This window comes from Chryseobacterium sp. SORGH_AS_0447 (assembly GCF_030818695.1).
GTDB lineage: Bacteria > Bacteroidota > Bacteroidia > Flavobacteriales > Weeksellaceae > Chryseobacterium.
The window spans coordinates 1,010,210-1,036,328 of the sequence record NZ_JAUTAR010000001.1 but is presented as its reverse complement, the minus strand read 5'-3'; the positions used below and the strand labels follow the sequence as shown (position 1 = coordinate 1,036,328).

The 26,119-nt window shown below is 40.9% G+C and carries 18 protein-coding genes and 1 pseudogene; 11 read left to right on the top strand and 8 right to left on the bottom strand.

Annotation, left to right across the window (positions count from 1 at the left end; all coding sequences use genetic code 11):
- Positions 1–369: 369 nt before the first annotated feature.
- Positions 370–780 (top strand): hypothetical protein, encoded by a 411-nt coding sequence (locus QE422_RS04880; protein ID WP_307455560.1) that lies wholly within the window; start codon positions 370–372, stop codon positions 778–780.
- Positions 781–898: 118 nt separating this feature from the next.
- Here the strand turns inward: QE422_RS04880 and QE422_RS04875 are convergent, their stop codons facing one another.
- Positions 899–1,375 (bottom strand): thermonuclease family protein, encoded by a 477-nt coding sequence (locus tag QE422_RS04875; RefSeq protein WP_307455558.1) that lies wholly within the window; start codon positions 1,373–1,375, stop codon positions 899–901.
- Between the two features lie 325 nt (positions 1,376–1,700).
- Here QE422_RS04875 and QE422_RS04870 point away from each other — a divergent pair, with 325 nt between their 5' ends.
- The 5 genes from QE422_RS04870 to pyk are packed head-to-tail and all read left to right on the top strand — an operon-like array spanning position 1,701 to position 5,876.
- On the top strand, positions 1,701–1,940 hold the full coding sequence (locus tag QE422_RS04870; RefSeq protein WP_002976354.1) for an acyl carrier protein: 240 nt from the start codon (positions 1,701–1,703) through the stop codon (positions 1,938–1,940).
- Between the two features lie 34 nt (positions 1,941–1,974).
- A complete protein-coding gene (gene fabF / locus QE422_RS04865) occupies positions 1,975–3,219 on the top strand; it encodes a beta-ketoacyl-ACP synthase II (protein WP_307455557.1) in 1,245 nt (414 codons plus the stop codon).
- A gap of 9 nt (positions 3,220–3,228) precedes the next feature.
- On the top strand, positions 3,229–3,987 hold the full coding sequence (gene rnc / locus QE422_RS04860; protein WP_307455555.1) for a ribonuclease III: 759 nt from the start codon (positions 3,229–3,231) through the stop codon (positions 3,985–3,987).
- Entirely contained in the window at positions 3,965–4,438 is a 474-nt protein-coding gene (locus QE422_RS04855; RefSeq protein ID WP_307455553.1) for an IPExxxVDY family protein, read from the top strand. Before rnc ends, QE422_RS04855 begins: the two co-directional genes overlap by 23 nt.
- Positions 4,431–5,876, top strand: a complete 1,446-nt coding sequence (pyk, locus tag QE422_RS04850; RefSeq protein WP_307455552.1) for a pyruvate kinase — start codon at positions 4,431–4,433, stop codon at positions 5,874–5,876. Before QE422_RS04855 ends, pyk begins: the two co-directional genes overlap by 8 nt.
- Positions 5,877–5,947: 71 nt before the next feature.
- On the opposite strand, the pseudogene QE422_RS04845 reads toward pyk, so the two are convergent.
- The 4 genes and pseudogenes from QE422_RS04845 to hutI all read right to left on the bottom strand — a co-directional run bounded on the left by QE422_RS04845 (position 5,948) and on the right by hutI (position 9,773).
- Positions 5,948–7,241, bottom strand: a pseudogene (locus QE422_RS04845) (NAD-dependent succinate-semialdehyde dehydrogenase).
- Positions 7,242–7,381: 140 nt separating this feature from the next.
- On the bottom strand, positions 7,382–8,302 hold the full coding sequence (gene hutG / locus QE422_RS04840) for a formimidoylglutamase (protein ID WP_307455550.1): 921 nt from the start codon (positions 8,300–8,302) through the stop codon (positions 7,382–7,384).
- 26 nt (positions 8,303–8,328) lie between these two features.
- Positions 8,329–8,550: a hypothetical protein gene (locus QE422_RS04835; protein WP_307455549.1), complete on the bottom strand. Its 222-nt coding sequence runs from the start codon at positions 8,548–8,550 to the stop codon at positions 8,329–8,331.
- Positions 8,550–9,773, bottom strand: coding sequence for an imidazolonepropionase (hutI, locus tag QE422_RS04830; protein WP_307455548.1), 1,224 nt, complete (start codon positions 9,771–9,773; stop codon positions 8,550–8,552). The genes QE422_RS04835 and hutI overlap by 1 nt, the downstream gene beginning before the upstream one ends.
- A 288-nt stretch (positions 9,774–10,061) precedes the next feature.
- Between hutI and ruvB the strand changes: the two genes are divergently transcribed.
- From ruvB to coaE, 4 genes are read left to right on the top strand one after another with little or no spacing between them, the layout of a single operon-like run.
- Positions 10,062–11,084 (top strand): Holliday junction branch migration DNA helicase RuvB, encoded by a 1,023-nt coding sequence (ruvB, locus tag QE422_RS04825; protein ID WP_294288887.1) that lies wholly within the window; start codon positions 10,062–10,064, stop codon positions 11,082–11,084.
- A gap of 5 nt (positions 11,085–11,089) precedes the next feature.
- Positions 11,090–11,701, top strand: a complete 612-nt coding sequence (locus tag QE422_RS04820) for an FMN-binding negative transcriptional regulator (RefSeq protein ID WP_307455544.1) — start codon at positions 11,090–11,092, stop codon at positions 11,699–11,701.
- Between the two features lie 24 nt (positions 11,702–11,725).
- Entirely contained in the window at positions 11,726–12,592 is an 867-nt protein-coding gene (locus QE422_RS04815) for an MBL fold metallo-hydrolase (RefSeq protein ID WP_307455543.1), read from the top strand.
- A 9-nt stretch (positions 12,593–12,601) separates the two neighbouring features.
- Complete coding sequence (gene coaE / locus QE422_RS04810; protein ID WP_307455541.1) at positions 12,602–13,237, top strand: dephospho-CoA kinase; 636 nt, start codon at positions 12,602–12,604, stop codon at positions 13,235–13,237.
- A gap of 293 nt (positions 13,238–13,530) precedes the next feature.
- Here the strand turns inward: coaE and QE422_RS04805 are convergent, their stop codons facing one another.
- From QE422_RS04805 to QE422_RS04795, 3 genes are all read right to left on the bottom strand, one after another.
- Entirely contained in the window at positions 13,531–19,971 is a 6,441-nt protein-coding gene (locus tag QE422_RS04805; RefSeq protein ID WP_307455539.1) for a GEVED domain-containing protein, read from the bottom strand.
- Between the two features lie 287 nt (positions 19,972–20,258).
- Positions 20,259–23,306, bottom strand: a complete 3,048-nt coding sequence (locus tag QE422_RS04800) for a reprolysin-like metallopeptidase (protein WP_307455538.1) — start codon at positions 23,304–23,306, stop codon at positions 20,259–20,261.
- A 172-nt stretch (positions 23,307–23,478) separates the two neighbouring features.
- Positions 23,479–25,539, bottom strand: a complete 2,061-nt coding sequence (locus QE422_RS04795; RefSeq protein ID WP_307455536.1) for a M43 family zinc metalloprotease — start codon at positions 25,537–25,539, stop codon at positions 23,479–23,481.
- A gap of 98 nt (positions 25,540–25,637) precedes the next feature.
- Between QE422_RS04795 and QE422_RS04790 the strand changes: the two genes are divergently transcribed.
- The gene (locus QE422_RS04790) at positions 25,638–26,108 is read left to right on the top strand and encodes a hypothetical protein (protein ID WP_307455534.1); all 471 of its coding nucleotides are present in this window, start codon (positions 25,638–25,640) and stop codon (positions 26,106–26,108) included.
- The last annotated feature ends 11 nt before the right edge of the window (positions 26,109–26,119 follow it).

The following is a 26,119-nucleotide window of genomic DNA, read 5'->3' as shown; positions in this document are numbered from 1 at the left end:
AAACTTTGTTTAGCGATATGACATTTTGAGAAAATATATTGAAAAAAAATAAAGTTATTAAATCCGATCAGTTTAAAAATCTCATAAAAACCACCATCTACTCAAAATAAAAGCTGTCCAACAAAACAACCATCAATTATAAAAAGTCAATTCTAATATTTTCCTCACCAGCTCCTCAATCACACCACCCTTCTACATTTCCAGCAACCGCTCATACAGCTTCTGATTTTCTTCATAAACTTCTACCAACTTATCAATCGGATGTATTACCGTACAAACACCTAATCTTACAATTGGTCATTTACACGCTGTTCCGGATGTTTTTTTCTGCGTTACTTTGGCATAACCAAACAACTAAAAACAGACATCATGGAAGCAAACACAAGCTACAATGCAAATTCAACAGGAGAATTAAAATTAGGAGGAGGCGCCCAGTTCTGGGTATATCTTTCACCCCAAAATGACACCGCTAAAATGATCGGAAAATGGAGGGTAACGTTTTCGCAAGAAAACTGGCAAGATACGGTTTCGAGTGACAATCCTACCAGACAGCTTCAGACACCAAATCTTTCAGGGATTTTTGACATCAAAGTGGAACTGTTAAGCGGTTCTACAGGAACATGGAGAGAGATTCCGGCCCAGCAGGGAAGCAAAAACCAGATCGGATGCAACTCCAACTGTGCCTCCATGGTAGGAATCGTTGCAGACAGCACCAGCCCGGCACCGGGAGCCATCAATGCGCACTTCTGGACCACGTGGGATGCCATGTGCAGATCATAAGCTGAAAATTAAGCATTCTATTCCGCACTGTATTATTGCAATAGTTGATGAACATTAGGAAAGTATAAATGCTTTCGCACATCGTACTGCACTCCAGATCAAATGATTTGGAGTGTATTTATTTTGCCTTATTCTTTCTATTTTTCCTGAAATCCCACGGCGCTACTGCTTTTTTATCGGCCCATAAGCCCAGCTTTCCAGCCTTGGCTTCATCCTGCAGTTTCTGAAGCTCCGTGTTTTTAGAAGCCTTGAAATACCACCATCCGAAGCCCGCTTTTACGATTTCCCGCGAGAGGTATTTGTCGTTGTCATAGAAAACACCGGCAACACCTCTTCCGTAGCGGTCCTTCCCAATTTTGTAAAAGGTCACGGTTTTCCCGAAAACCTGGTCGGAAGTAAACTGTTTTGCATTCTTTCCGAAAGCCTGGCCGCTCTCCGGACAGTCGACTTCGGCAAGGCGGAGGGTCTGCTCGGTGTTGTCGGAGAGTAAAACCACGAGGGTATCGCCGTCTTTTATTTTGATCACTTTTCCTTTGGCCTGTGAAAACAGAGATACGGAAAAGGCGAGAAACAGGAGATGGAAAATCTTTTTCATGAATGTAAAAACTAAATAACGGGCTAAAAAATTAGTCTGCAAAGCTAGTGATAATGTTGCTTCGCAAAGAAAATAGGAAGAAAAATAATAATGAAACAGCTCGGGTGTAATAGGCCGGACGGCCATCGGTATTTCCGGATTTTCTTTCGGAGATCAAATCTCAAGCAGCCTTTCAAGTGGCAAAATATAAACAACTGAAAACTAAAAGACTAAACCTCCGCATCATAAAATAAGTACCTACAGGCCACAAAAAAGACTAAAAAAATGTTTTATCGTAAAGAATTTTATATATTTGCACCATCTAACAATTAAAAAAAAATTTACTATGTCAGACATTGCATCAAGAGTAAAAGCTATCATCGCTGATAAGCTTGACGTTGAAGAAACAGAAGTAACTCCAGAGGCTAGCTTCACAAACGATTTAGGAGCAGACTCATTGGATACAGTAGAACTTATCATGGAATTTGAAAAAGAATTCAACATTCAGATCCCTGATGACCAAGCTGAAAAAATTACTACTGTAGGTCACGCTATCGCTTATATCGAAGAAGTAGTAAATAAATAATATTCTTCAACAAAAAAGAAATTAAACAAAGTTTATGGAATTAAAAAGAGTAGTTGTAACCGGTTTTGGAGCAATAACACCGATTGGAAATAATGCAAAAGAATACTGGGAAAATCTTGTAAAAGGTGAGAGCGGAGCCGCTCCTATTACTCTTTTTGATGCCACAAACTTTAAGACCAAATTCGCCTGCGAAGTAAAAAATTTCGATCCGCTGCAGCATTTCGACAAGAAAGAAGCAAAAAAAATGGACCGGAATACCCAGCTGGGGCTTGTAGCAGCAAGGGAAGCGGTAGGACACTCAAGAATTATCGAAGACCAGGTAGATAAAAACAGGGTCGGCGTAATCTGGGGTTCCGGAATCGGAGGTTTGGAAACTTTCGAAACCGAAGTTTTAGGATGGGCCAACACGGAGATCCCGAGATTCAACCCTTTCTTTATTCCTAAAATGATCGCCGACATCACACCGGGGCATATTTCTATCGAATATGGCTTCCACGGACCGAACTATACCACGGTTTCCGCATGTGCATCGTCAGCGAACGCGTTAATTGATTCCAAAATGCTGATCCAGCTCGGAAAAGCAGACGTTATTGTGTGCGGAGGCTCTGAAGCTGCCGTTACCGCAAGCGGCGTAGGTGGTTTCAATGCAATGATGGCGCTTTCGACAAGAAATGATGATCCTAAAACGGCTTCAAGACCTTTCGACAAAGACCGCGACGGTTTTGTACTGGGGGAAGGCGCAGGATGTATCGTTCTTGAAGAATATGAACACGCCATAAAACGCGGGGCGACCATTTATGCAGAATTAAAAGGCGGAGGCCTGAGTGCAGATGCACATCACATGACGGCACCGCATCCTGAAGGACTGGGCGCTTACCTCGTAATGAAAAACTGCATGGAAGACGCGGGACTAACTGCTGATGAAGTAGATCATATCAATATGCACGGTACTTCTACTCCATTAGGGGACATCGCAGAATCCAATGCCATTTCGAAATTATTGGGCGAGCATGCTTTCGACATTCAGATTAATTCTACAAAATCAATGACGGGCCACCTGTTGGGTGCTGCCGGCGTTATTGAGGCTATTGCTGCGTTGGGAACGATTATTCATGGTATTGTTCCTCCTACCATCAACCATTTTACTGATGACGAAAATATCGACAGCAGACTGAACTTCACGTTCAACGAAGCTGCGAAGAAAGATGTAAAAGTAGCCATGAGTAATACTTTTGGGTTTGGTGGGCATAACGCTTGCGTTCTATTTAAGAAAATCTAAACTTACTGAATGGAGTTACAGAAATACTTTTCTAAATTCCTTCTCAAAAAAAGAAAAAGACAGCTTACGGAGAGAGACTACTTTCTCAGTACCGAGCTTACTAAAATGCTGGGTACTGAAGTACAGAATGTTGCCCTCTACCGCGAAGCCTTTTCTTTGAAAAATTCTTCTAAAAAAGACAGCAATTACGAAAGGCTCGAATTTTTAGGAGATTCTGTTTTGGGTACAATTATTTCCTGTCATCTGTTTCATACCTATCCTCAGGCCAATGAAGGATACCTGACGCAGATGAAATCTAAAATTGTTAATAGGAAGAACCTGAATAAATTAGGAGACGATCTGAAACTTACCGATCTGCTGCAGAAACAGAATTCCGTAGCGTTGGGAGAAAACATCTCCGGCAATTTACTCGAAGCCTTAATCGGTGCCGTTTATCTGGACTTCCAGTATGATACCTGTAAAAGGATTATCCTGGAAAGACTGCTGACGCCGACGGAAATTAATAAATTAGAGAACAAAATTGTAAGCTACAAAGGCCTTCTGCTGGAATGGAGCCAGAAGAAGAAGTTGAATATAAAGTACGAGACCTGCGAAGAGATCCAGGTGAATAAGTCGATTGTCTTCCGCTGCCATGTATGGCTCGGTGAGGAGAAAATCGCAAACGCCACTGAAACTTCAAAGAAAAAAGCAGAAGAAAAAGCTGCCCAGCGCGCATTTTATATTTTAAACAAAAAAGAAAACATCCTTGGAAATCCAAAAACTTTATGACCTTGACGATACGGAACTTGAAAATATTACCATTGGGTTGGTAAGATTGGCAAAGCATATCCCGGATCATGAGTTTTTTTTTAAAGTAAATCAAATCAACAGCTTTACCTTCAGAAGGATTGAAGATGTTGTCCTGACCGGGGATTATTTTGACTATTATTTTCCAAGATTTGAGGCTTATCATAAGTTTACCCGTACCTGTTTTACTTTTATTTCCAATAAATCTGCAGACAGCAAACAGAAAAAACTGCAGACTGAGCTCTTTTCAGAAGAAGAAAACATTAAATTTTTATTAAATAATCAGGTAGAAGTGCAATATATTTTGCATAGTTCGGAACAGTTTCCTGATTTTTCCGTAATTTTGCTCCCTGAAAATCTTGTATTTCCTATTCAAGATCATATATTAGGTTCTGAGGAAGAACTTTATCAAATTATCCAGTATTATGAATAAGTATTTAAAGAAGACAAAAATTATCGCAACACTTGGTCCGGCTTCATCGTCGAAGGAAGTAATGTTAGGGTTAATGAAAGCAGGTGTTGACATTTTCAGAATCAATTTTTCACACGCTGACTACGACTTAGTTCGTTCAAATATCGAAATCATCAGAGAACTCAACAAAGAATACGGTTACTCTGTTGGAATTTTAGGGGATTTACAAGGTCCTAAATTACGGGTAGGTGTTGTAAAGGAAGGTTCATACCTTAATCCCGGAGACATCCTGACCTTCACCAATGAAAAGATCGAAGGAGATTCTACCAAAGTATACATGACGTACCAACAGTTTCCACAGGACGTAAAAGTAGGGGAAAGAATCCTTATCGACGACGGGAAGCTGGTATTGGAAGTAACGGAAACCAACCTTACCGATACGGTAAAAGCAAAAACCATCCAAGGGGGGCCTCTAAGCTCTAAAAAAGGGGTAAACCTTCCGAATACGAATGTTTCACTTCCTGCCTTAACGGAAAAAGACATCCAGGATGCCAACTTTATGCTCGATCAGGAAGTAGACTGGATCGCACTTTCTTTCGTGCGTCACTCCCAGGATATTATCGATCTTAAAGAATTAATTTCAAAACACCCGAACGGAAAATTCAAGACGCCGATCATCGCGAAAATTGAAAAGCCGGAGGGAGTAAAAAATATCGATGAGATCCTTTTGGAGTGCGACGGCGTAATGGTAGCCCGTGGAGATTTAGGAGTTGAGGTTCCGATGGAAGAAGTTCCTGCCATCCAGAAAACATTGGTAGAAAAGGCAAGATTCTATTCCAAACCGGTAATTATTGCTACCCAGATGATGGAAACCATGATCAACAGCTTAACACCAACCAGAGCGGAAGTAAATGACGTTGCGAACTCGGTATTGGATGGAGCGGATGCCGTAATGCTTTCAGGAGAAACTTCTGTGGGAAGATATCCCGTTCAGGTAGTGGAAAACATGGCAAAAATCGTGAAAAACATCGAAACCACCCATTTCTACCAACACAAGAACGAACCGATCGAAAAAGATTTCAATTGCATCGATGAGAGGTTTATTACAAACCGGGTTTGTCTTGCAGCGGTAAGAATTGCGAAAACAACCAATGTTTCGGCGATCGTTACTTTAACAAGCTCAGGCTATACAGCTTTCCAGCTTGCAGCACACCGACCGAATTCCCATATTATCGTTTACAGCGGTAACAAGAGGGTAATCACCATGCTGAACCTTCTTTGGGGCGTTCACGCATATTATTACGATATGAAGAAATCTACTGATGAAACGATTATCCAGGTAAATATGCTTACCCACAATCACGGGTATATAGAGGCCGGAGATTTCGTAATCAACATCAATGCGACTCCATCTTACGAAGGCGGAAAAACCAATACATTAAGACTGACTACGGTTTAATTAAGCTAAACCGTTTGCAAATACAAAACTCCCGGAAATCCGGGAGTTTTTATGTTTAATTAAAATATTAATTAATTACCTACAATCGTTTTAGCTGTCACAAACTCCTTTAAAGCCAACAGAGAAAGCTCTGTTCCGTATCCCGATGTCTTCGTTCCTCCGAATGGAAAACGCGGGTCTGAGCTGGTCATCCTGTTGATGTTTACGGTTCCGGATTCCAGGTTTTCAATAAAAAGCAGCTGACGGGTTTTGTCATTTGTCCATACCGAATTGGAAAGTCCGAACGGAATATCGTTGGCCATCTGTATCGCTTCTTCATCATTCTTAGCTACCATCACCATTCCCAAAGGTCCAAAAAGTTCTTCCTGAAGGATCGGATTGCCTTCTTTTACACGGATTAAACCAGGTTTAAATTCGTTATCGGAAATCCGTTCCAAAGGTAAAATGATTTCGGCACCATGTTCCACAAGCTTTCTCAAATTGTTTTTCCAGGTCATCCGCTAAATCCGGTCTTGCCATCCCGGCAATTTTCGTTTCCTTATCCATCGGATCTGCCGGAACGAATTTTTTGTATTCTTCGATAAATTTCGGAAGGAAAGCATCTTCTATTTTCTCATCGATGATAAATCTTTTAGCTGCGACACAGGTCTGTCCGCAATTTTGTAGCCTGGCTAGGGCTCCTACTTTCGCGGCTTCATCCAGATCAGCATCATCCAATACGATAAATGCATCGCTTCCGCCCAATTCCAAAACGGATTTCTTGATGTTCTGACCCGCGATCGAAGCGACTTCAGCACCGGCTTTCTCGCTTCCGGTAAGGCTTACCCCGGCAATGGCCTTATGTTCAAGAACTTCTCTCACATCTTTGTGCCCGATTTCAAGATTCTGGAATACGCCTTCCGGAAAACCGGCTTCCAGCAAAATATCCTCAATTGCATTTCCGCTGCCGAAGCAGATGGAAGCATGTTTCAAGACCACGGTGTTCCCGGCCAGGATAGCAGGAACGGCAAACCTCAACACTTGCCAGAATGGGAAATTCCACGGCATAACACCCAGGATAACCCCTTTTGGAACATAATGGATTTCTGAATAAGCATATTGAGAATCTACGTGTTCAGGTTTTAAAATATTTTCCGCATCTGCATAATAATCCATCATCAAAGCGCATTTTTCTACCTCAGCAACCGACTGTGAAATAGGCTTATTCATTTCTTTCGTAATGATGGTGCCGAATTTTTCCGCGTTGTTCTTCAGGAGTTCTGCCGCTTTGGCAATGAGTTTCTGTCTGTCTTCGAATGGTACCTTTTTCCATTCTGAAAATGCCTTATCTGCTTTGATAAGTTTATTTTCAATTGATTGTTCCATAATGTAATTTCTGTTTCTAAATTCAGCCCTGCCGAATTTAATTATTACTCTGTTAAAAGCATCTTATAAGCAACAAACTTTGTTCCTTGGAATTAAATAAAATAATGATTTTTTCTATTGGAATATTGTTAAATCCTGTCTTACACCATAAACCATTCGTTAACGAGTGTCGCAGCCAGCCTTGCCGTTCTGTCCTGAATATCATATGCCGGATTTACTTCGGCTACATCTAGCGCCAACAGCTTTTCGCTTTTCAGGATATGCCTGTAAAAATGCATAAATGCCGCATCGGCAAAAATCCCATTATAAGCAGAAGCCGAAACCCCGGGAGCTACCGACGCATTGAAAACATCCATACAAATCGTGAGATAAACATAATCCACACTTTCCAGCAGATCGTTGATTCTCTGGTAAACCGAAGGAAGATTTTCAAAGAAAAGTTCATCGGCCAGGATGTATTTCATTTTGTACTGATGAGCGGTATCAAACAATTTCAAAGTATTTGAATTTCTCTGGATGCCAATGTGCAGGGAATTGATTTCACCTTCCTGGGCAATCTGCCAGAAACCGGTTCCTGAACTTGCTCCTACTCCATCCTCGGGCATTCTATTATCAAAATGAGCATCGATATTAATAATCCCGATTTTCTGCTCCGGGAACGCCGTCTTCAGTCCGAGATAATGTGCATATGTTACTTCATGACCGCCACCCAGCACCACAGACTTTCCGCCTTTCAGCAATACCTTGGAAACATTTTTCGCAAGCTTTTGCTGCACGTCTTCCAGCCTTCCGTCTTCACACATTATGTTTCCAAAATCAAGCAGCGAAAAATCCGGACGGATCACTGGGAAATTAGCCATATTTTTACGGATAACAACCGGGGCATCTTTAGCGCCCTGCCTCCCTTTATTCCGCCGAACGCCCTCATCCACAGCAAACCCGTGTAAAACGAAATCTTTAGTTGAAACAAGATCGTAATTATTTTCTTCTTTTACCCGTTGGAATATTCTGTGGTAAAGCAAGTCTGCCCCGTCTAATCTTCCCTGCCAAATGGTGTTCATACTACGTTTATTTTTTTGTGATGTTGTTATTCTTTATATCTGTAAATACCGGTAAGAAATTTAATAAAAAAATAAATAATGGATATCAAGCCTCCCAACCAGATCAGGACGATTAAAATATCTTTAAAACCTGACGACGCCTCACCGACTCTTTTTGCAGCAATCTGAAAAATCAGAATGATCGATAAAAAGTACTGGACAATGATCAAAAGAGCCGTCATGATAAAATTAATGACGATTTTTTTCATCAGATCCGGATCCCGTCAATATACACATTTTCGCATTTCAGGCTTCCCTGATGATAAAGGATGTTCTGGAAATTATTCGTTTTAAACGTTACAAAATCTGCCTTTAATCCCTGTTCCAATCTTCCCCTGTCTTCTAAGCCAAGCGCAAAAGCCGAACGGAAGGTAATTCCTGCCAAGACTTCAGCGGTGGTTAGCTTTTCAAAGGTTGCCAGGATAGAAGCCTGTGTAATTAAATTTCCCATCGGTGCCGAACCGGGATTCCAGTCGCTGGCAATGGCGACGATGGCTCCTGCATCCAGCAACTTCCTGGCCGGGGTAAATTTTTCGCCAAGCCCTAAGCTTGCTCCCGGCAAAGCGGTAGCAACCGTTTCCGATTGTGCGAGAAACTCAATATCTTCGTCAATGGTTGCTTCCAGATGATCTGCAGATTTTGCGCCAACTTCCACTGCAATCCTCGAACTTCCCGGCGTAAATTGATCGGCATGAACCGTTATTTCAAAACCCAAGCCTTTCGCCTGAAGCAGGAAATCTCTACTTTCTTCCGGCTGAAACGCCAACTTCTCTATGAAGATATCCACTCTTTCGGCTAAATTTTCTTCTTTTACTTTCGGTAAAATTTCAGTTAAAATATATTGCAGGTATTCTTCATTGCTTCCTTCGAAATTCCTCGGTTTCAGATGCGCGGAAAGACAGGTCGGAACAAGGGTCGCCTTCGTCGACTCCTGGGCTTTTTTAATGATCCGGAGCATTTTCAGTTCGTTTTCCACATCCAGTCCGTAGCCGCTTTTTACTTCGATCGTCGTAATGCCTAAGGCTAATAAAAAGTCAATTCTTTCCAAAAGGGTTTTCAGCAGTTCTTCTTCTGAAGCTTTCCGGGTATGCTGTACGGAACTCCAGATCCCTCCTCCGCTTTCGGCAATTTCCAGATAGGATTTTCCGGCATTGCGCATGGCAAAATCATTCGCCCGGTTCCCTCCGAAACAAATGTGGGTGTGGGAATCTACAAAAGCTGGGAGCACTATCTGTTCGCCAGCTACTTCCTCCATTTCAGCATCGGGATTTTCCGATTTTAAGGTCTGATAATTTCCAACTTCGCGGATCGTATCCTGATCAATTAAAATTCCGCCGTCAGCAACAATTTCAAGCTGCTCGTCTGCAAGTTTTCCTCTTAAAAGGAGATTAGCAAGTGTTACTACCTGCTTAAAGGGGCCAATTAACCTCATTTATTTAATTTAAGCTAATGTTTAGATAAATAATTTACTCTTATTATTTCAGATGTTTTCCAAAATGACAAATTATGCGCTTGTCATTCTGTAGGAATCTCAGCATAGAGGTTTCCTGCCTCTCAAAAATACTCAAAATATCTCAATCTTATCAACACTGAAAAAGAACACCTATAATCGTAACCTCAGCCTTTACCTTAACCTATATTAAATCCTCCATCTCAACCCGAAATTATTCTTCATCTTAAACTCAATTTTGCTATCTTTACCATAAATGAAATTGAATTAATGCCTGACTTTTTACATCCAGACAAAGACAATTATTCCCGTGAAGAACTGGCACAGGAAGAGCAGATCCGTCCCCAGAGTTTTAAGGATTTTGCGGGACAGCGGAAAACGCTGGAAAACCTGGAAGTGTTTGTATCGGCTGCCAAAAGGCGTGGCGGAGCACTTGATCATGTCCTGTTGCATGGCCCTCCCGGTTTGGGAAAAACCACTTTGGCCAATATCATTGCAAACGAGCTTGGGGTAAACTGTAAGATCACCTCCGGTCCCGTGCTGGATAAACCCGGAAGCTTAGCAGGGTTGCTGACGAACCTTGAGGAAAACGATGTTCTTTTTATTGATGAAATCCACAGGCTTTCGCCGGTCGTGGAAGAATACCTGTATTCCGCGATGGAAGATTATAAGATCGACATTATGCTGGAAACCGGACCGAATGCAAGAAGTGTACAGATCGGCCTTAATCCTTTTACCCTAGTGGGAGCAACAACAAGAAGCGGAATGCTGACAAAGCCGATGCTGGCCAGATTCGGAATCCAAAGCCGATTGGAATATTATACAATTGAACTTTTATCGATGATCATTATCCGGAGCGCAAGAGTATTGGGTGTAAAAATCTATGAAGATGCCGCCATTGAAATCGCCAGAAGAAGCCGTGGAACCCCGAGAATTGCCAATGCTTTGCTGCGGAGAGTCCGGGATTTCGCAGAGATTAAAGGAAACGGTGAAATTGAAATCAATATTACCAAATATGCACTGGATTCACTGAATGTGGATGAGTACGGCCTGGATGAAATGGATAACAAAATCATGCGGGTGATGATTGAAAACTTTAAAGGAAAACCGGTAGGTATTTCCGCATTGGCAACTTCCATCGCAGAAAACCCGGAGACTCTGGAAGAAGTGTATGAGCCTTTCCTTATCCAGGAAGGATTTATCATCAGGACGCCAAGAGGACGTGAAGTTACGGATAAAGCCTACAAGCATCTGAATATCACCAGACCTAAAAATCCGGGTGAACTTTTTTAAAGAATATGTTTATTCCTAAATTGTATAAAAGCGAAGATCTTAATCTGATGAAAGACATTATCAGGGAAAATGCCTTTGCTTTATTGATTTCCTCTGAAGAAAAGATCCGGGCAACACACTCGATGATGATCCTGAATGAAGAAGACCGGGAAAACATCTACATTGAAACCCATGTTTCCAAAGCAAATCCACAAGCAAAGATCCTGAAAAACGGAAGTGAGGTGCTTTGCGATTTTTTGGGAGCACACACTTATATTTCGAGCAGCTGGTATGACCACATTAATGTCTCAACATGGAATTATGAAGCCGTGCAGATTTACGGAAAAGTTGAGCTGATGGATCACGAAGAGCTGTATCTGCACCTGGACAAGCTTACAACCCAATACGAAACATCCCAGCGATGCCCGTTAATGCTGAAGGATATGGGAAATGCATTTGTAGAGAGGGAAATGCACGGTGCTTTCGGGATGAAAATTATTCCTACCGAGATTTTCATTCAACAGAAGCTTTCCCAAAACAGAAAAGAAAATGATTTCCGTAATATTATTGCTAATCTAGAGGGTGGTGACGAGAATGCAAAACAGATTGCCGGAAAAATGAAACTGTTACAAAAATAATACATTATAGAAACCTGATATTATATGAAACTATATCCAATACAATGTGGAAAATTTAAATTAGACGGCGGAGCGATGTTCGGCGTCGTCCCAAAGAGTCTGTGGGAAAAGACCAATCCGGCAGACGAAAGAAACCTGATTGAGCTGGGCACACGTTCCCTGCTTGTGGAAGACGGAAAAAAACTGATCCTCATCGATTGTGGACTCGGTAATAAGCAGGATGATAAGTTCTTCGGGCACTATTCGCTCTGGGGCGACGATACATTAGACAAGAATCTTAAAAAATACGGTTTTGTACGGGAAGATATTACCGATGTTTTCTTGACACACCTCCACTTCGACCATTGCGGCGGCGCCATTGAATGGAACGATGATAAGACGGGATACAGACCCGCCTTTAAAAATGCTCAGTTCTGGACAAACGAAAACCACTGGCAGTGGGCTACCGAACCGAACGCACGAGAAAAAGCCAGCTTTTTAAAAGAAAACATCATCCCGATCCAGGAAAGCGGACAGCTTAATTTTTTACCGCTGCCAGCGAACGGAAACTACGGTTTTGCCCCGGATCTTAAGATGGATGTCATCTTTGTGGACGGCCATACGGAGAAGCAGATGCTCCCGGTTATCCAATACCAGGAAAAAACAATTGTTTTTGCTGCGGACCTTATTCCGACGGCAGGACATATTCCCCACGTTTATGTGATGGGATACGATACACGCCCACTCTTAACACTGGAGGAAAAAGGAAAATTCCTGAAGCAGTGTGTGGATAATGAATACCTGTTGTTTTTTGAGCACGATGCCCACAACGAACTGGCCAGTCTTAAAATGACTGAAAAGGGCGTAAGACTCGATGAAACTTTTAGCTTTAATGATGTTTTCGGATATTAATTTTTAGATATGGAAGAATTGCATTCAGAAACTCAGCAGGCAGAACCGGACCCGTTATCGGCACCCAAAATCATCGGTCTCACCGGCGGAATCGGCTCGGGTAAAACGACCGTTGCCCAATTTATTGAAGAGTTCGGCTTTCCCGTTTATTATTCGGATGACAGGGCAAAAGAAATCGTGAATGAGAATGACGATTTAAAGGCAAAAATCAAAGAACTCCTGGGAGAAGAGGCTTATGATGAAAAAGGGCTTTATAACCGGAAGTTCGTCGCTGAAAAGGTATTTAATAATAATGATCTGCTGGAAGGCCTCAACGGGATTATTCATCCCGCGGTCCGAACCGACTTTGAAGACTGGGTGAAGGCGCAGAAAAAATATCTGGTCTTTAAGGAAACCGCCTTATTGTTTGAACTGAAACTTAACCAGCAATGTTACAAATCGGTTCTCGTGACGGCAGAAGATAATATCCGGATGAAAAGGGTGATGGACCGCGACGGCAAAACCTATCGTGAAGTACAGGCTATTATGGAAAATCAGATGCCAGAAAAGGATAAGATAAAACTGGCAGACTGTATCATCTACAACAATACCAATCTTGAAGATTTAAAAGAACATACCGAAAAGGTAATCTTCGACATCGAATAAAACAAGACCCGCTGGATTTCCGGCGGGTTTTTTATTGTTAAGCAAGATTAGTCCATAGGCCGGAAGAAGGGAGCTGGATGCTTATGGCCAATCAGTTTTGAATATTGTTTGCCAAGCATTATAAAAAGAATCTGTTTGAACCTTCTACTCATTCAACCTCGTTATTTTTGCTAATAATGAATATTAAATCAATGATCACATTCACTTTGCTTAAAATATTTAAACCATCAATAAAAAAGGCTCCCATTTCTGAGAGCCTTTGTTGTGGATTAATAATTAAATGTAATACATTTTTATTCTTTAATAAACTTCTTCTGAGCAGAAACTGAAGTTCCGTCCTGAATGTCTATCATGTAAACTCCATTGATCAAAGCATGGACATCAATCTTGTTATTCAGAATGATTCCGCTTGCTATCAACTGTCCTGCTGCACTGTAGATCTTATAATTCGCTTTTTTGCTGATATTTTTCACATATAATACTGTGCTTACCGGGTTAGGATAGATTAAGATATCCGTCTGGTTCACAGAATTAGGTACCGGAAGTTTCGAAATTCTTACCGTGTAATCCTCAACCTCACCATTCGGGAAGTTGGTACAGTTTACAGGGATGGCATCTTTTGACATTGCCACTCTCATCACCACATATTTGTAGTCTGTCAGGCTGACAAATGCATCCGCAGGTACCGTAAATGTTCCGCTTACCGTTTGGTCCGTATTCGGTCCGGAAACAAGGATTCTTTCGTTGATATCGAAGTATCCGTTTCTGTTGAAGTCGATCCATACAGCTACCCCTGCATTTCCTGAAGCGGTTTTATCGATGCTGATCTTATTGTCCGAAGATCCCTGGATCAACTCGATAAACGTATTCGTCACTCCGGTATAATCGGTATAGTTTGATGCTAACGACGGGTTCGTCATTACCGACTTACCAGTAGGAGTAACAGTAACCTTTGAAATATAATTCGTGCTTGCCGTTGTCGCCTGCATCTGGCAATATACTACCGTTGGTGTTGTAAACAGATACGGAAGTGTATAGTTACCAGGAGTTCCGCTACAAACGTTTGCTACCTGCATTTCATATTGTGTCAATTCCAACAGACCGGTTAAGGTAATGGTGTTGGTATTGGAAGTTACTGTTGTCCAGCTCGGAATGCCTACTTTTCTGTATCGCAAGATGTAAGTTGCTCCCGGGAATGGATCCCAAACCACTACTGCCGTTGTCGGTGTAAGGTTAGTGATGGTTAATCCCGGAGGAGGTAATTCACAGGTTCTTTCCGTTGTAAATACTTTAGGGTTAGACCATGTATTTACTGTTGTCTCTCCGTTACAGATATTCGCAACCTGTACTTCATACGTTGTATACGGGCTTAAACCTGTAAGGGTATATGTATTTAAAGGAGCTGCTGTAACGTTAATAGTAATCCATGTTGAAGTTCCTGTAATTCTGTATCGAACTACATAAGTTGCACTTGGTACAACCGGAGCCCATGTTACCACTGCAGAGTTGGTTGTAACGTTGCTGACAGTTACTGCCGGAGGTGTAGGATCACATCTCGTTGTGAACGTCTGGATCGGAGTGTATGTTCCGGCAGAAGTTCCGCAGGTTGCAGCAATCTGTACTTCATAAGTCGTTGCAGGAGTTAATCCTGTTAAAGCCAATGGCGGATTTCCCGTTAATGTTGAAGTCACAACTTCCGTCCAAGTCGTTGTACCCTGAACTCTGTATCTTACAATAAAGGTAAGACCTCCTGTTGGTACTGTCCAGTTAACGTTTGCAGAAGTATGCGTAATGGTATTGAATGAGATGTTTGTAGGTGCTGTTGCTGAACAAGGTCTCAATTTTACCGCATAATCTTCAACTTCCCCGTTTACTGCATTCTGGCACATTACCGGTGCACTTGTACGCTTCAGAACAACTCTCATTGTCGTTGTAAGCGGACCGTTATATGCTGTTGCAGGAACGTTGAATAATGCTGTTACAGGGCTTGTTGGACTTGCCGCAGAAGCCATAATCTGTTCTGTAGATTCGAAAACCCCATTTCTGTTGAAATCGATCCAGGCAGATACGGCATCACTTTGTCCACCTCCTTTAGCTACTGAAATTTTATTACCATTAGAACCAATTTCCAGGTTGATAAGTGTAGCCGGAGTGGTATAACTGATATAGTTTGTCTGCACTGAGGTATTGCTCATCGGAGGAATACCTGGGTTCACAGAAGTCATGGTAACATTTGAAATGTAATCCGTTGTTCCTGTACCCGTCATGTTACAGTAAGTGATCGGTGTCGTAGTAAACGGTACCGCTGTAGACCAAGGTCCTTGTATTCCACCACAAATGGTAGATACCTGAAGTTCGTAAGCAGTTTGTTCGGTAAGACCGGTAATGTTGAAAGTATTACCTGTAATCACTGTTGAAGTTACCCATGCACCAATAGGGTTTGTGGTTCTCCATCTTACCTGATAAGTTGCACCAGTAGAAGAAATCCAAGATACGGTAGCAGTAGTTGCTGCAATATTGGTTAAAGTGATTCCTGTAGGAGCTGCCGTTGTACATGGCTGAATATCTACAAATTTCACCTGGTAATCTTCAACCTCTCCATTACTGGTAAGTGGTGAACAGGCATTGGTTGGTGTAAGGAAATATACGATTACACGCATTTTTACCTTATTGGTTCCACTGTACGCCCATGCTGGCACTGCAAATGTTGCTGTAACAGGAGTGGTAGAAGAATATCCTAAGTTCATAATTCTCTCACCTCCACCTGTACCGATAGGGTTGTTATCAAACACACCGTCACCATTTAAATCAAGCCAAGCATAGGTAGAATATGTACCTGATAAAATTGTTCTACCTACAGAAAGTATATTGCCAGTAGAGTTACGGGCCAAAGTAATGGTCTTCGTAACATCGTTGGAATAATCTGTATACGTGGTAGCTCCTGAGTCGTTTGACATCATTGGAGTATTGGTACCCGTAACAGTAATATTATTGATATAACCATTGGTTACACTTGTTGTAGTTGGTGTACAATAAGCAGATGCCAGCGTCGTAAAGTTTACTGAAGCTGACCATGCACTGGTAGTACCTCCACAAACAGTCGCTACTTGTACTTCATACGTCGTTGAAGCATTTAAGTTCTGGATAGTATAAGGATTGGTCGCAGGCGAAATAGTCGTCCAGGCTCCAGTGCCCGTTCTGTATCTTAAGATGTAAGTAGCTCCTGTCGCATTGATCCAAGAAACCATCCCTGTAGAAGCGGTAATATTGGAAACAACGATTGGAGACGGCGGAGCCGTTGTACAAGGTGATAAGTCGATAATCTTCACTGCGTAATCCTCAATCTCGCCATTCGCTACCGTAGCACAAGGGTCGGAGATCGTAGAGGTTGAGAAGATCACTCTCATATTAAGCGTCAACGGTCCGTTGTAAGAAGTTGCAGGAACCGTAAACGTTGAAGTAATAGGAGTTGTTGTAGATGCCGTAGTACTGATTACTCTTTCAGCAGTTTCAAAAATACCATTTCTGTTAAAGTCGATCCAGGCTCCTACTGCAAGCGAAGATGTTGTAGTCGTTAACCAGGATTTAGAAACTGAAATACTGTTATTGGTTGAGTTACGAACCAGAGTAATCAATTTGGAAGGATCCGAAGAATAGTTAGTATACGTATTCGCTCCTGAATTGTTACTCATCACGTAAGAGTTCGTTGGGGTAACCATTACATTGGAAATGTATCCGTTAGTATTGTTGGTTGTCGTAATAGTACAGTAAGTAACTGCCGGCGTCGTAAATTGATAAGGATTCGTGTAAGTACCCGTTGTACCGGAACAAACATAAGCTACCCTAACCTCATACTGAGTTTGTTCAGTTAAATTATTTATCGTGTATGCATTAGAAGTCAACGGAACTGTAGTCCATGTCGGTGATCCTACCAGTCTGTACTGCAATACATAGGTTGCTCCGGTAGCAGGATCCCACATTACGTAAGCAGAAGTTGCCGTAATATTAGTAACGGTAAGGTTCAGCGGTGCGTTGCTTGTACACGCAATCGGCTGAATTAATTTTACTGCATAATCTTCAACTTCCCCATCACCGAAACTCTGACACATTACAGGAGAGGTAGAATATCTCATGGCTACTCTCATTCTTGTAGTTGCCGGTCCGTTGTATGCCGTAGCAGGAACGTTGAACGTCGCTGAAACCGGAGTCGTTGTACTGGAAGGAGAATTCATTACCTGTTCTGATGTTTCGAAAACTCCGTTTCTATTGAAGTCGATCCAAACACCTACCGCCTCACTCCATACGGTGCTCGGGAAGAATTTAGTTACGGAAACTGTATTTCCTGTAGATCCGATTACCAGATTTACCAAAGCACTTGGTGTATTGGAATAATCCGTATAAGTAGAACCTGCAGAGTTGTTGCTCATTACCGCAGCGCCTACCGGCGTCACTGTAACGTTGGAAATATATTCCGAAGCAAAGTTGCTGGAAGTCATCGTACAATAGGTAAGTCCTAGAGTCGTAAAGTTAACAGATGCAGAGAAAGGTCCCTGAACACCGCTACATACGGTGGATACCTGTACTTCGTATTGAATACCGTCATTTAAACCCGCAAGGTTTACGGAATTTGTTGCGGCAGTTACCGTAATCCACGCAGTACTTCCTACCGGACGGTATTGTACGATATAAGTTGAATTGGCAGTAGCCGTCCAGCTAACGGTAGCTGTAGTTTGTGTAATAGCAGATACAGCAATACCTGTCGGAGCTGCTCCCGTACAGCTTAATAAAGCTGTTACGTTTGCACTTCCGATAGCATAGAATACGTTGCCAATGGCACTTACTCTGATCTTTACAGTACCTCCTGCAGTAAGACCTGTCAAGTTCAAGCTTTCGTTCCCATCATTAGGAGTTGAAGCAGAAGCTACAGTCCAGGTTGCCCCGTTATCGGTTGTATAATCAATTTTTACGTTGGCCACGTTGTAAGGAGATGCTGTTGTATTAACCACATCCCAGGTTACATTGGTAGGCCCATTGTTATATGCTGCTGTATTAGTTACTTTAAACGGACCGTCGTTTCCTACGATAATCTGCTGATTAGCAAACTGGGTCTGCTGCTGTGCAGGATCCGGGTTGTTATCCCGAACCGTTACTCTAAAGTTGGTTGTTCTTGCTAATGTAGAAACAGATTCCCAGCCATTATTGGAATTATTTAAAACTCCTGAAAGTACGGACGATAATTTAGGGAAATATCTTGTAGGGCTTGTTGTCGGGTTGAATGACCTGAATGTTGCCCCGGTAGAAGTAGTTCCTAAGTTATTCTTATTGATGGTTGTACTTGCGTTATCCACTTCCTCCCAGCAAAAGGTCATCGGATCGTTTTCAGGATCTGTTGCAGAAGCTGTTAAAACGAATGCCGTTCCCTTTGGAATGTTGTATGTAGGTAAAGCTGCAATTACCGGAGGATTGTTGGTAATTGTCGTCTCCACATCACAGGTCTTGCTTGTCAGGTTATTCTGAACCTGAGTAATGCTCACCGCATGGAAATAAGGATCCGAATGCGCCTGTACATCGGTATTGGCCCCGGTAATCCCTGCATATCCCATAATGGTTGAACCGGAACCCGGCTCAACATTCACTCCCGCGCCTTCAAGAGCGTGTGAAAAGGTATGGTTGCCTCCAAGCTGATGCCCTATCTCGTGAGCAACATAATCGATATCAAAATTATCTCCCTGCGGAATTCCATCTGCAGGAGAAGTATAACCTGAACCTTTTCCTCTTGGAACGGAAGTAGTAGGATCTACACAAACACATCCGATACAGCCTGCGTTACCACCACCACCGGAAGCTCCGAACAAATGGCCGATATCATAATTGGCGTTACCAACATTTGCGGTAAGGGTTTGCTGCAATTCCAGATTCCATGCGCCTCCCGCACCGGTCGCTGCCGGAGAATAAGGGTCGGTAGCCGGATTGGTATAAATTACCCCAGGAAAATTCTGCAGGTTTAAGTGCAATGCAAAATCTTTTTCGAATACACCGTTTACACGGGTAAGGGTTGCATTGATTGCTACTAATGCATTGGCAACGGTACCTCCAAAATACTGGGTGTATTCTCCCGTTACAGACATCACCAGCCTCATTGTTCTGTACTTTTTGTCAGAAGATTTGTTGAAAACCGTTGGCTGGTTGGAAAATGCCCTTCCTGTTGTGTAAAGATTTTCTATCTCTTTTTTGGATAGTTTGTCTTCATTCATGGAACAAAGAAAGCCTTCGTTGCTTTTGTCAGTTTTCGGATGCACACCATAAACTGTCTTATTTTTATCAGCAGGTTCTATAAATTCATATTTGCCTTCTTTGATGATCATCGACTGAAAATCATCTGCAGACAAACTGAATCTCAGGTACTTGCCAGGATCATCAATCCCAACACCGACGTAAGATCCTAACTGATACTGATCTGCCAGTTCTTTCACAACCACAGGGAAGCTGTAAACGGCAAATTTTTCTATTTTTCCTTCTAAAGTTGGCAAAGAGATGGTAACCGGTTTCGCATTTTTGCCCGATTCCTGTGCATTTGCCAATTGAGACTTCAGTAAAGAAATGTCGAGAGAGTAGTAGTTCTTGATTTCAGAACTTACCCTCGTCTTTTCCCCCCGGAATGTTGCAGGACTCCATTGTGCACTGGTAATCGCAAACAGAAAGAGGAAAAAGAAGGAAGTAAAAATTTTCTTCATAACTTTCTCAATATATTCTATTAATTACACAAAGCTAAACATTTTTTATTATTAATTTAAAAATATATTCATTTTTTTCATGCATATATCACAAAAAATTAAATTATATATTTAAAATGAAAGAAATTATGGTATTTTTTTTATTAATATCAATATCCCGGTTTTTAGAATTATTCACAATTATTTAATGATACATCCGTTGCTGCAAAAACAAATGCTTATCGGTTTTGAACAAAAAAAATCCTCAGGTTGCCCTGAGGATTTTAATATAATTGGATGATGTTTATTTACTTTTTGATGAATTTGGAATTGAATGCCTCTTTTCCTTTTTCTTCAATGGTAATTACATAACCTCCTTTAATCAGTTCAGAAACATTGATCTGTCCGCCACTGATGTTTCCTTGTTTTACCAACTGACCGGCAGCACTGTAAATTTTATAGGCTGCTTTATCAGATACTTTCGTAATGTTAAGGATATCCGATACCGGATTAGGATAAATGTGAATATCGTTTTTAGGACCGGCTACATCGTTGGTAGATAATACCGGTGACACCATCACATTATAATCTTCAGTCTCTCCATAATAGAAATTAGTACCACATGCGAGAGAAGAAGGAATAGATGCGCCATTATTGGTCGAACCTGCATATATATATACTATTCTCATTCTTAACGGCTGATTTTCTACAGCAGTAGAAGGTACTGTAACCGATGAAGTATACTGAGCTGTAACAGTAGCCGATACCGGACCATTCAATACTTTTTCGGAAGCTTCAAATGTACCGTTTCTGTTCCAGTCTATCCATACAGAAGCAGCATTGTATGAAGTTGCATTTCCAACCCCCACTGTTAAAGCGTAAGGTGCAGCTCCTTTCACAAGATTGATCTGCAGTGCAGGATTCGCTGTATAATTAGTGTAGACAGAAGCTGCCGAAGTATTATTTACATTCGACAAGGTAACATTTGATATATATTGATTTGTAGCATATACGGTGGAAGAATCACAATATGTAACGGTAGAATAAGTAGTTACTGTAAAGTTTACGGATGCAGAATATGAACCTGTAGTACCCGAGCATACGGCAGCTACCTGTGCTTCATACGTTCCGGCAGTTAAACCACTAATATCGATTGCAGACCCTGATGTAGTAACCTGCGTCCAAGTAACATCTGTAGTTTTCTTATAGCGTACAATGTAGGTAGTAGAACTTCCTGAATAAGGTGTCCAGTAAATAGAAGCTCCACCAAGTGAAGGAATTACCGTAAGACCGGAAGGCGCAGCACTGCTGCAAGGCGATAATGTAGTAAGCGCAACACTTCCGATTGCATAGAACACATTTCCGATAGAAGATATTCTCACTTTAATTGTAGTACCATTCAATGAAGATGGAAAAGTAAAGCTTTCAGAACCATCGTTTGGTGTTGAAGCAGAAAGCACAGTCCAGGTACTACCATTATTTGTAGTATACTCCACTTTAACATTTGCTACGTTATAAGGCGCAGCTGTAGTGTTTGCAACAGCCCAAGAAATAGGTGTAGGAGATCCATTTGCTTCTGCTACCGTAGTAGTTACTTTAAATGGACCATTATCTCCTACGACAATAGTCTGAGTTGCATATTGCGTTTGCTGTTGAAGCGCATTCGCATTATTATCTCTTACCGTTACAGCATAATGGGTTGTTCTTGGAACCATCGATACGGATTCCCAGGTATTACTGCTATTGTTTAATATTCCGTTTAATACAGAAGACAGTGCAGGGAAATATCTTGTAGGGTTGGTAGATGGTACTGCAGATCGGAAAGATGCTCCAGTAGAAGTTGTTCCTAAATTATTTTTATTAATTGTTGTACCTGCATCATCTATTTCTTCCCATGAATACGTCATTGGATCACCTTGCGCATCCGTAGCAGAAGCTGTTAAAACGAAAGCAGTTCCTTTAGGAATATTATAGGTAGGCAAAGCAGCAATTACCGGCGGATCATTTGTAATCGAATTTTCAACATCACAAGTTGTAGTTTGCAGGTTTTCTAATATTTGTCCGATACTTGCTACATGAAAATAAGCATCTGAGTGAGCCTGCACATCAGTATTGGTTCCTGTAATACCGGCATACCCCATGATTGTAGATCCAGACCCTGGCTCCATATTCACTCCTGAACCTTCAAGACTGTGAGAAAATGTGTGGTTACCTCCTAGTTGATGTCCTATTTCGTGAGCCACATAATCAATATCAAAACTATCTCCCTGTGGAATACCATTAGCAGGAGAAGTAAATCCTGAACCTTTGTAAGCCTGAGGCGACCCACTTGCATCGGTAGTCATATCATTACTACAAACACATCCAATACATCCGGCATTACCTCCGCCACCGGAAGCTCCGAATAAATGTCCTATATCGAAATTGCCATCTCCGACGTTTGTGTGTAAAACATTCATCAATTCTCCATTCCAGGCACCGGCAACACCAGCACCTGCAGCAGAATAAGGATCCGTAGCGGCATTAGTATAAATAACTCCCGGGAAGCTTTGAAGGTTCAAATGTAAAGCAAAGTCTTTCTCAAATACTCCATTCGCTCTGGTTAAGGTAGCATTTATGGCAACAAGAGCTACCGCTCTTTTCTGATCATCGGTAGCGGTAGCAGGCAAGTTGGCCTGGGTCGCAAAAAATTGAGTATACTCCCCGGTTACCGACATTGCCAATCTCATAGTCCGGTATTTCTTATCGGAAGATTTAGAAAAATCACCAGGCTGATTCGTAAAAGAGCTTCCTTTTTTCAATAACTCAGTAATTTGCTTTTTCTGAGATACTGTTTCATTGGTCCCACACAAAAATGTACTACCTTGTGTTTTATTTGTTTTAGGGTGTACCTCATAAATGGTTTTATTCCCAATTTGAGGTTCAATAAATTCATAGCCCCCGTCTCCGATAATCATGGATTGGAAATCATTAGGGGCTAACGAAAATCTTAAATATTTTGTAGGATCATCTACTCCCACCCCAACATAAGAACCTAACTGATATTGATCTGCAAGTTCCTTTACTACTACAGGAAAGCTATACACCGAGAACTTCTCTATTCTCCCACTAAGTGTAGGTATAGAAACAATAACCGGTTTTGCGTTAGCACCCATTTCCTGTGCATTTTTCAGCTGAGATCTAAGCAAGTCCAGATCTAATTTATAGTATCCGTTACTTTTTACATTAGATTTGCTTACATTAAATTCCGCACTTGTCTTCTTATTGTTTTCTGTCTTAAAAGAAGTTGGTGTCCATTGACCGAACACCGCTCCCCCTAAAGCAGTCAACATTAAGGCAGTAAAAAATTTGTTCATAACATTTTAATTAAATTTACCCGCCAAATATAGCCATTTTATGCTATCAATATTATATTCTTAGATTTTTTAACTAAAAAAAATAGTTTCGACATCATAATTGGTAAAAAAACAAATAATCCTCAGACTTGTCTGAGGATTATTTGTTTTTTTAATTTTTATTAAATAAATGTTAATTTTTAATAAACTTGATACTTTCAGAAATTTTACCGTCTTTAACAGTAATGATATAAGTACCTTTTACCAATTCGGATACTTTAACCTGGTTGTTATCAATTTTACCAACTTTAACCAACTGCCCTACTGCATTATGAATTTCAAATGTTGATTTATTAGAAACTTTAGTAATATTAAGGAAATCTGTTGCAGGATTTGGATATACCTGAATGTTGCTTTTTACTCCTCCATTCGTTTCATTCGTACCTAATACCAATACTTTAAACGATTTGGATTGTGTAGCTCCAAAATTGGTTGCCCCTTCAGAAATTATGGTATTTCCTGATGAATTTTTAACATTATAATATCCATAAAGATATATACCATCCCCATAACTGTCATTGATTGTAAATGTATAACAGTCTGGCGCTAAATTCCATGTTTGGGTAACCAAAGCCGGTAAAGATACAATCTGACTTCCATTAGCTACTCCATCTGAATAAGGTCCCCCAGAGTATAAAGTAGTTCCCGCACTGTTCTTGAGAGTCCAGGTAGTTTCTGAACCATAGAAATCCGGTTGAAGTGTAAAAGTAACAGATGTGCTTCCTACAGGTGTGGTTGTATAGTTTCCTGCAATTGAAATCGCCGTATTATTACTCGCCCTTGCATCAGAAGTTCCGTTTACAGAAGTAATTTGTGCAGAAATTGTTGAATTCTCTGTAGCAGTTATAGAAAATATCGCATATTTATTTTGAGCTAAATTTCCTGTCCAGTTATATGTTTGTGAAGCACCGCCATTTACAGTATAGGTAATCACCGCAGAAGTAAGCGCAGAGGTTCCCCTATTATATATGCTGAATGGAAATGAAGTAGAAGCCGTACCACCGCAAGATGAAGATGCATTACAAATTTTTTCTGCTTTTAATTCTGCGTCATTAGGGAATAATGGAATTGGCATATCTTTTACAGAAGTTTTCAATTCAGTTCTTCTAGGAGAATTATTCATTACAGCAGTCATTCTTGCTTTTTGCTCTAATGTAAAAATATTCATACATGTATCATTAGTATAATCCATATAGTTTTCTACCATTTCGAAAAGTCCGGAAGTACAGCTTGCAATAGGTGTAGCACAACTACCATTAGCTTTATGCGCAGGAGGCGTATCATTACAATAATCGGTAGCACATGCTAATCCGTTAGGATCCGTAGCATCATCATCTCCCCAGATATGTCTAAGCCCTAAAAAGTGACCTACTTCGTGAGTCATGGTTCTCCCTTTATCGTAAGGAGCACCCAATGTAAAATTCGTCCCGTAATCTGAACTTCCAAATGTTCCATAATTCGCAACAACACCATCCGTATTAGCTGCTCCTCCTGCAGGAACACCTACAACTCCTGAGTTTGATGGAAATTGCGCATAACCTAAGATGTTTGCGCTTGCACCGCCAAACTTAACGCTCCACATATTCATATATTGAGTAGGATCCCATATCGTTGCAGGCTTTACATTTGCATCAACCTGAGCGGTTGTCCAGGACTCTTGACACATATTTACCCTGTCAATACCGTTTGTAGGATTTCCATTAGGATCTACTTTTGCTAAAGCAAACTGAATCATAATATCCGCACCTACAGGGTTTGAATTAAAACCCGGAGTTCCAGTCAATTTTCTGAAATCATTATTCATTACAGTAATCTGGGATTGTACCTGTTCATCAGAAATATTCTGAGCAACCCCGTAAGCCTGGCCACTATGGATAACGTGCACTACCACAGGAATCGTAATAACCCCTCCATTCTGCGACTTATTTGTCTTTGAATTTTCGATTAGAGGAGCAATCCACGCTTCAAATTGAGCATCCGTCATTCTATCCGGATACTGTTTTTGGAGCATAGCTTCATATTCCGTAGAAGCACATCGGATAACCCCATTCATTTTTTTTAAATCATCTATTGTATATGTTCTGCCAAATACAATCTGATCTTGCCCCTGAACATTTTTTTTCTGAGCAAAGATTGAACAGCATAAGAACACAAAGAATAGAAAAGGTACTTTAAAAGTAATTTTACAATTCATTATTAGGAATATTTTATTAATTGCACAAATATATCAATTTACGGCATATTTTTTAGTACAATCTCAAGAAAAATCCTACTTTAGTATAAAAAAACAAAATGAAAATAAATATTATCTTTTTATTAATCTGCTGTTTAGCAAATATTAAATGTATTTCACAAAATAACTCTACAGATACAATAAACAATTCAAAAATTAATAAAAGATTTGGTCAAATCGAAAAAATAGAATTAACAGAACGCACGAGAGGCACAGACAGAGTGTTCACTTTTGAATCTGCATCTTTAAATATTTCTTTAAACGGAACCAATACCCTGAAAGAATTATCAAAGGCTAACTGGGAAGACATTATAAAACAGGCTTCCTTAATCGACCTGTCGAAAATTTCAACTTATACAGCTCCAACTACCGGAAGATATTCCGATGGTGCCTTATCTTCCTCCATCATCATTACTTCGGCGGGAAAAACCTATGAATCCTCCTCTTTTGATGCAGAAATCCCCCCAAAAGAACTGGAGGGATTATATCAGGCATTAAAAGGTAAATCGAAGATGATAAAAAAGCCGTAAGTTTTGCTTTC

Coding starts and splice junctions, on each gene's coding strand:
- QE422_RS04880 (WP_307455560.1), top strand. CDS start 370: ATGGAAGCAAACACAAGCTACAATGCAAATTCAACAGGAGAATTAAAA.
- QE422_RS04875 (WP_307455558.1), bottom strand. CDS start 1,375: ATGAAAAAGATTTTCCATCTCCTGTTTCTCGCCTTTTCCGTATCTCTG.
- QE422_RS04870 (WP_002976354.1), top strand. CDS start 1,701: ATGTCAGACATTGCATCAAGAGTAAAAGCTATCATCGCTGATAAGCTT.
- fabF (WP_307455557.1), top strand. CDS start 1,975: ATGGAATTAAAAAGAGTAGTTGTAACCGGTTTTGGAGCAATAACACCG.
- rnc (WP_307455555.1), top strand. CDS start 3,229: ATGGAGTTACAGAAATACTTTTCTAAATTCCTTCTCAAAAAAAGAAAA.
- pyk (WP_307455552.1), top strand. CDS start 4,431: ATGAATAAGTATTTAAAGAAGACAAAAATTATCGCAACACTTGGTCCG.
- hutG (WP_307455550.1), bottom strand. CDS start 8,302: ATGAACACCATTTGGCAGGGAAGATTAGACGGGGCAGACTTGCTTTAC.
- QE422_RS04835 (WP_307455549.1), bottom strand. CDS start 8,550: ATGAAAAAAATCGTCATTAATTTTATCATGACGGCTCTTTTGATCATT.
- hutI (WP_307455548.1), bottom strand. CDS start 9,773: ATGAGGTTAATTGGCCCCTTTAAGCAGGTAGTAACACTTGCTAATCTC.
- ruvB (WP_294288887.1), top strand. CDS start 10,062: ATGCCTGACTTTTTACATCCAGACAAAGACAATTATTCCCGTGAAGAA.
- QE422_RS04820 (WP_307455544.1), top strand. CDS start 11,090: ATGTTTATTCCTAAATTGTATAAAAGCGAAGATCTTAATCTGATGAAA.
- QE422_RS04815 (WP_307455543.1), top strand. CDS start 11,726: ATGAAACTATATCCAATACAATGTGGAAAATTTAAATTAGACGGCGGA.
- coaE (WP_307455541.1), top strand. CDS start 12,602: ATGGAAGAATTGCATTCAGAAACTCAGCAGGCAGAACCGGACCCGTTA.
- QE422_RS04805 (WP_307455539.1), bottom strand. CDS start 19,971: ATGAAGAAAATTTTTACTTCCTTCTTTTTCCTCTTTCTGTTTGCGATT.
- QE422_RS04800 (WP_307455538.1), bottom strand. CDS start 23,306: ATGAACAAATTTTTTACTGCCTTAATGTTGACTGCTTTAGGGGGAGCG.
- QE422_RS04795 (WP_307455536.1), bottom strand. CDS start 25,539: ATGAATTGTAAAATTACTTTTAAAGTACCTTTTCTATTCTTTGTGTTC.
- QE422_RS04790 (WP_307455534.1), top strand. CDS start 25,638: ATGAAAATAAATATTATCTTTTTATTAATCTGCTGTTTAGCAAATATT.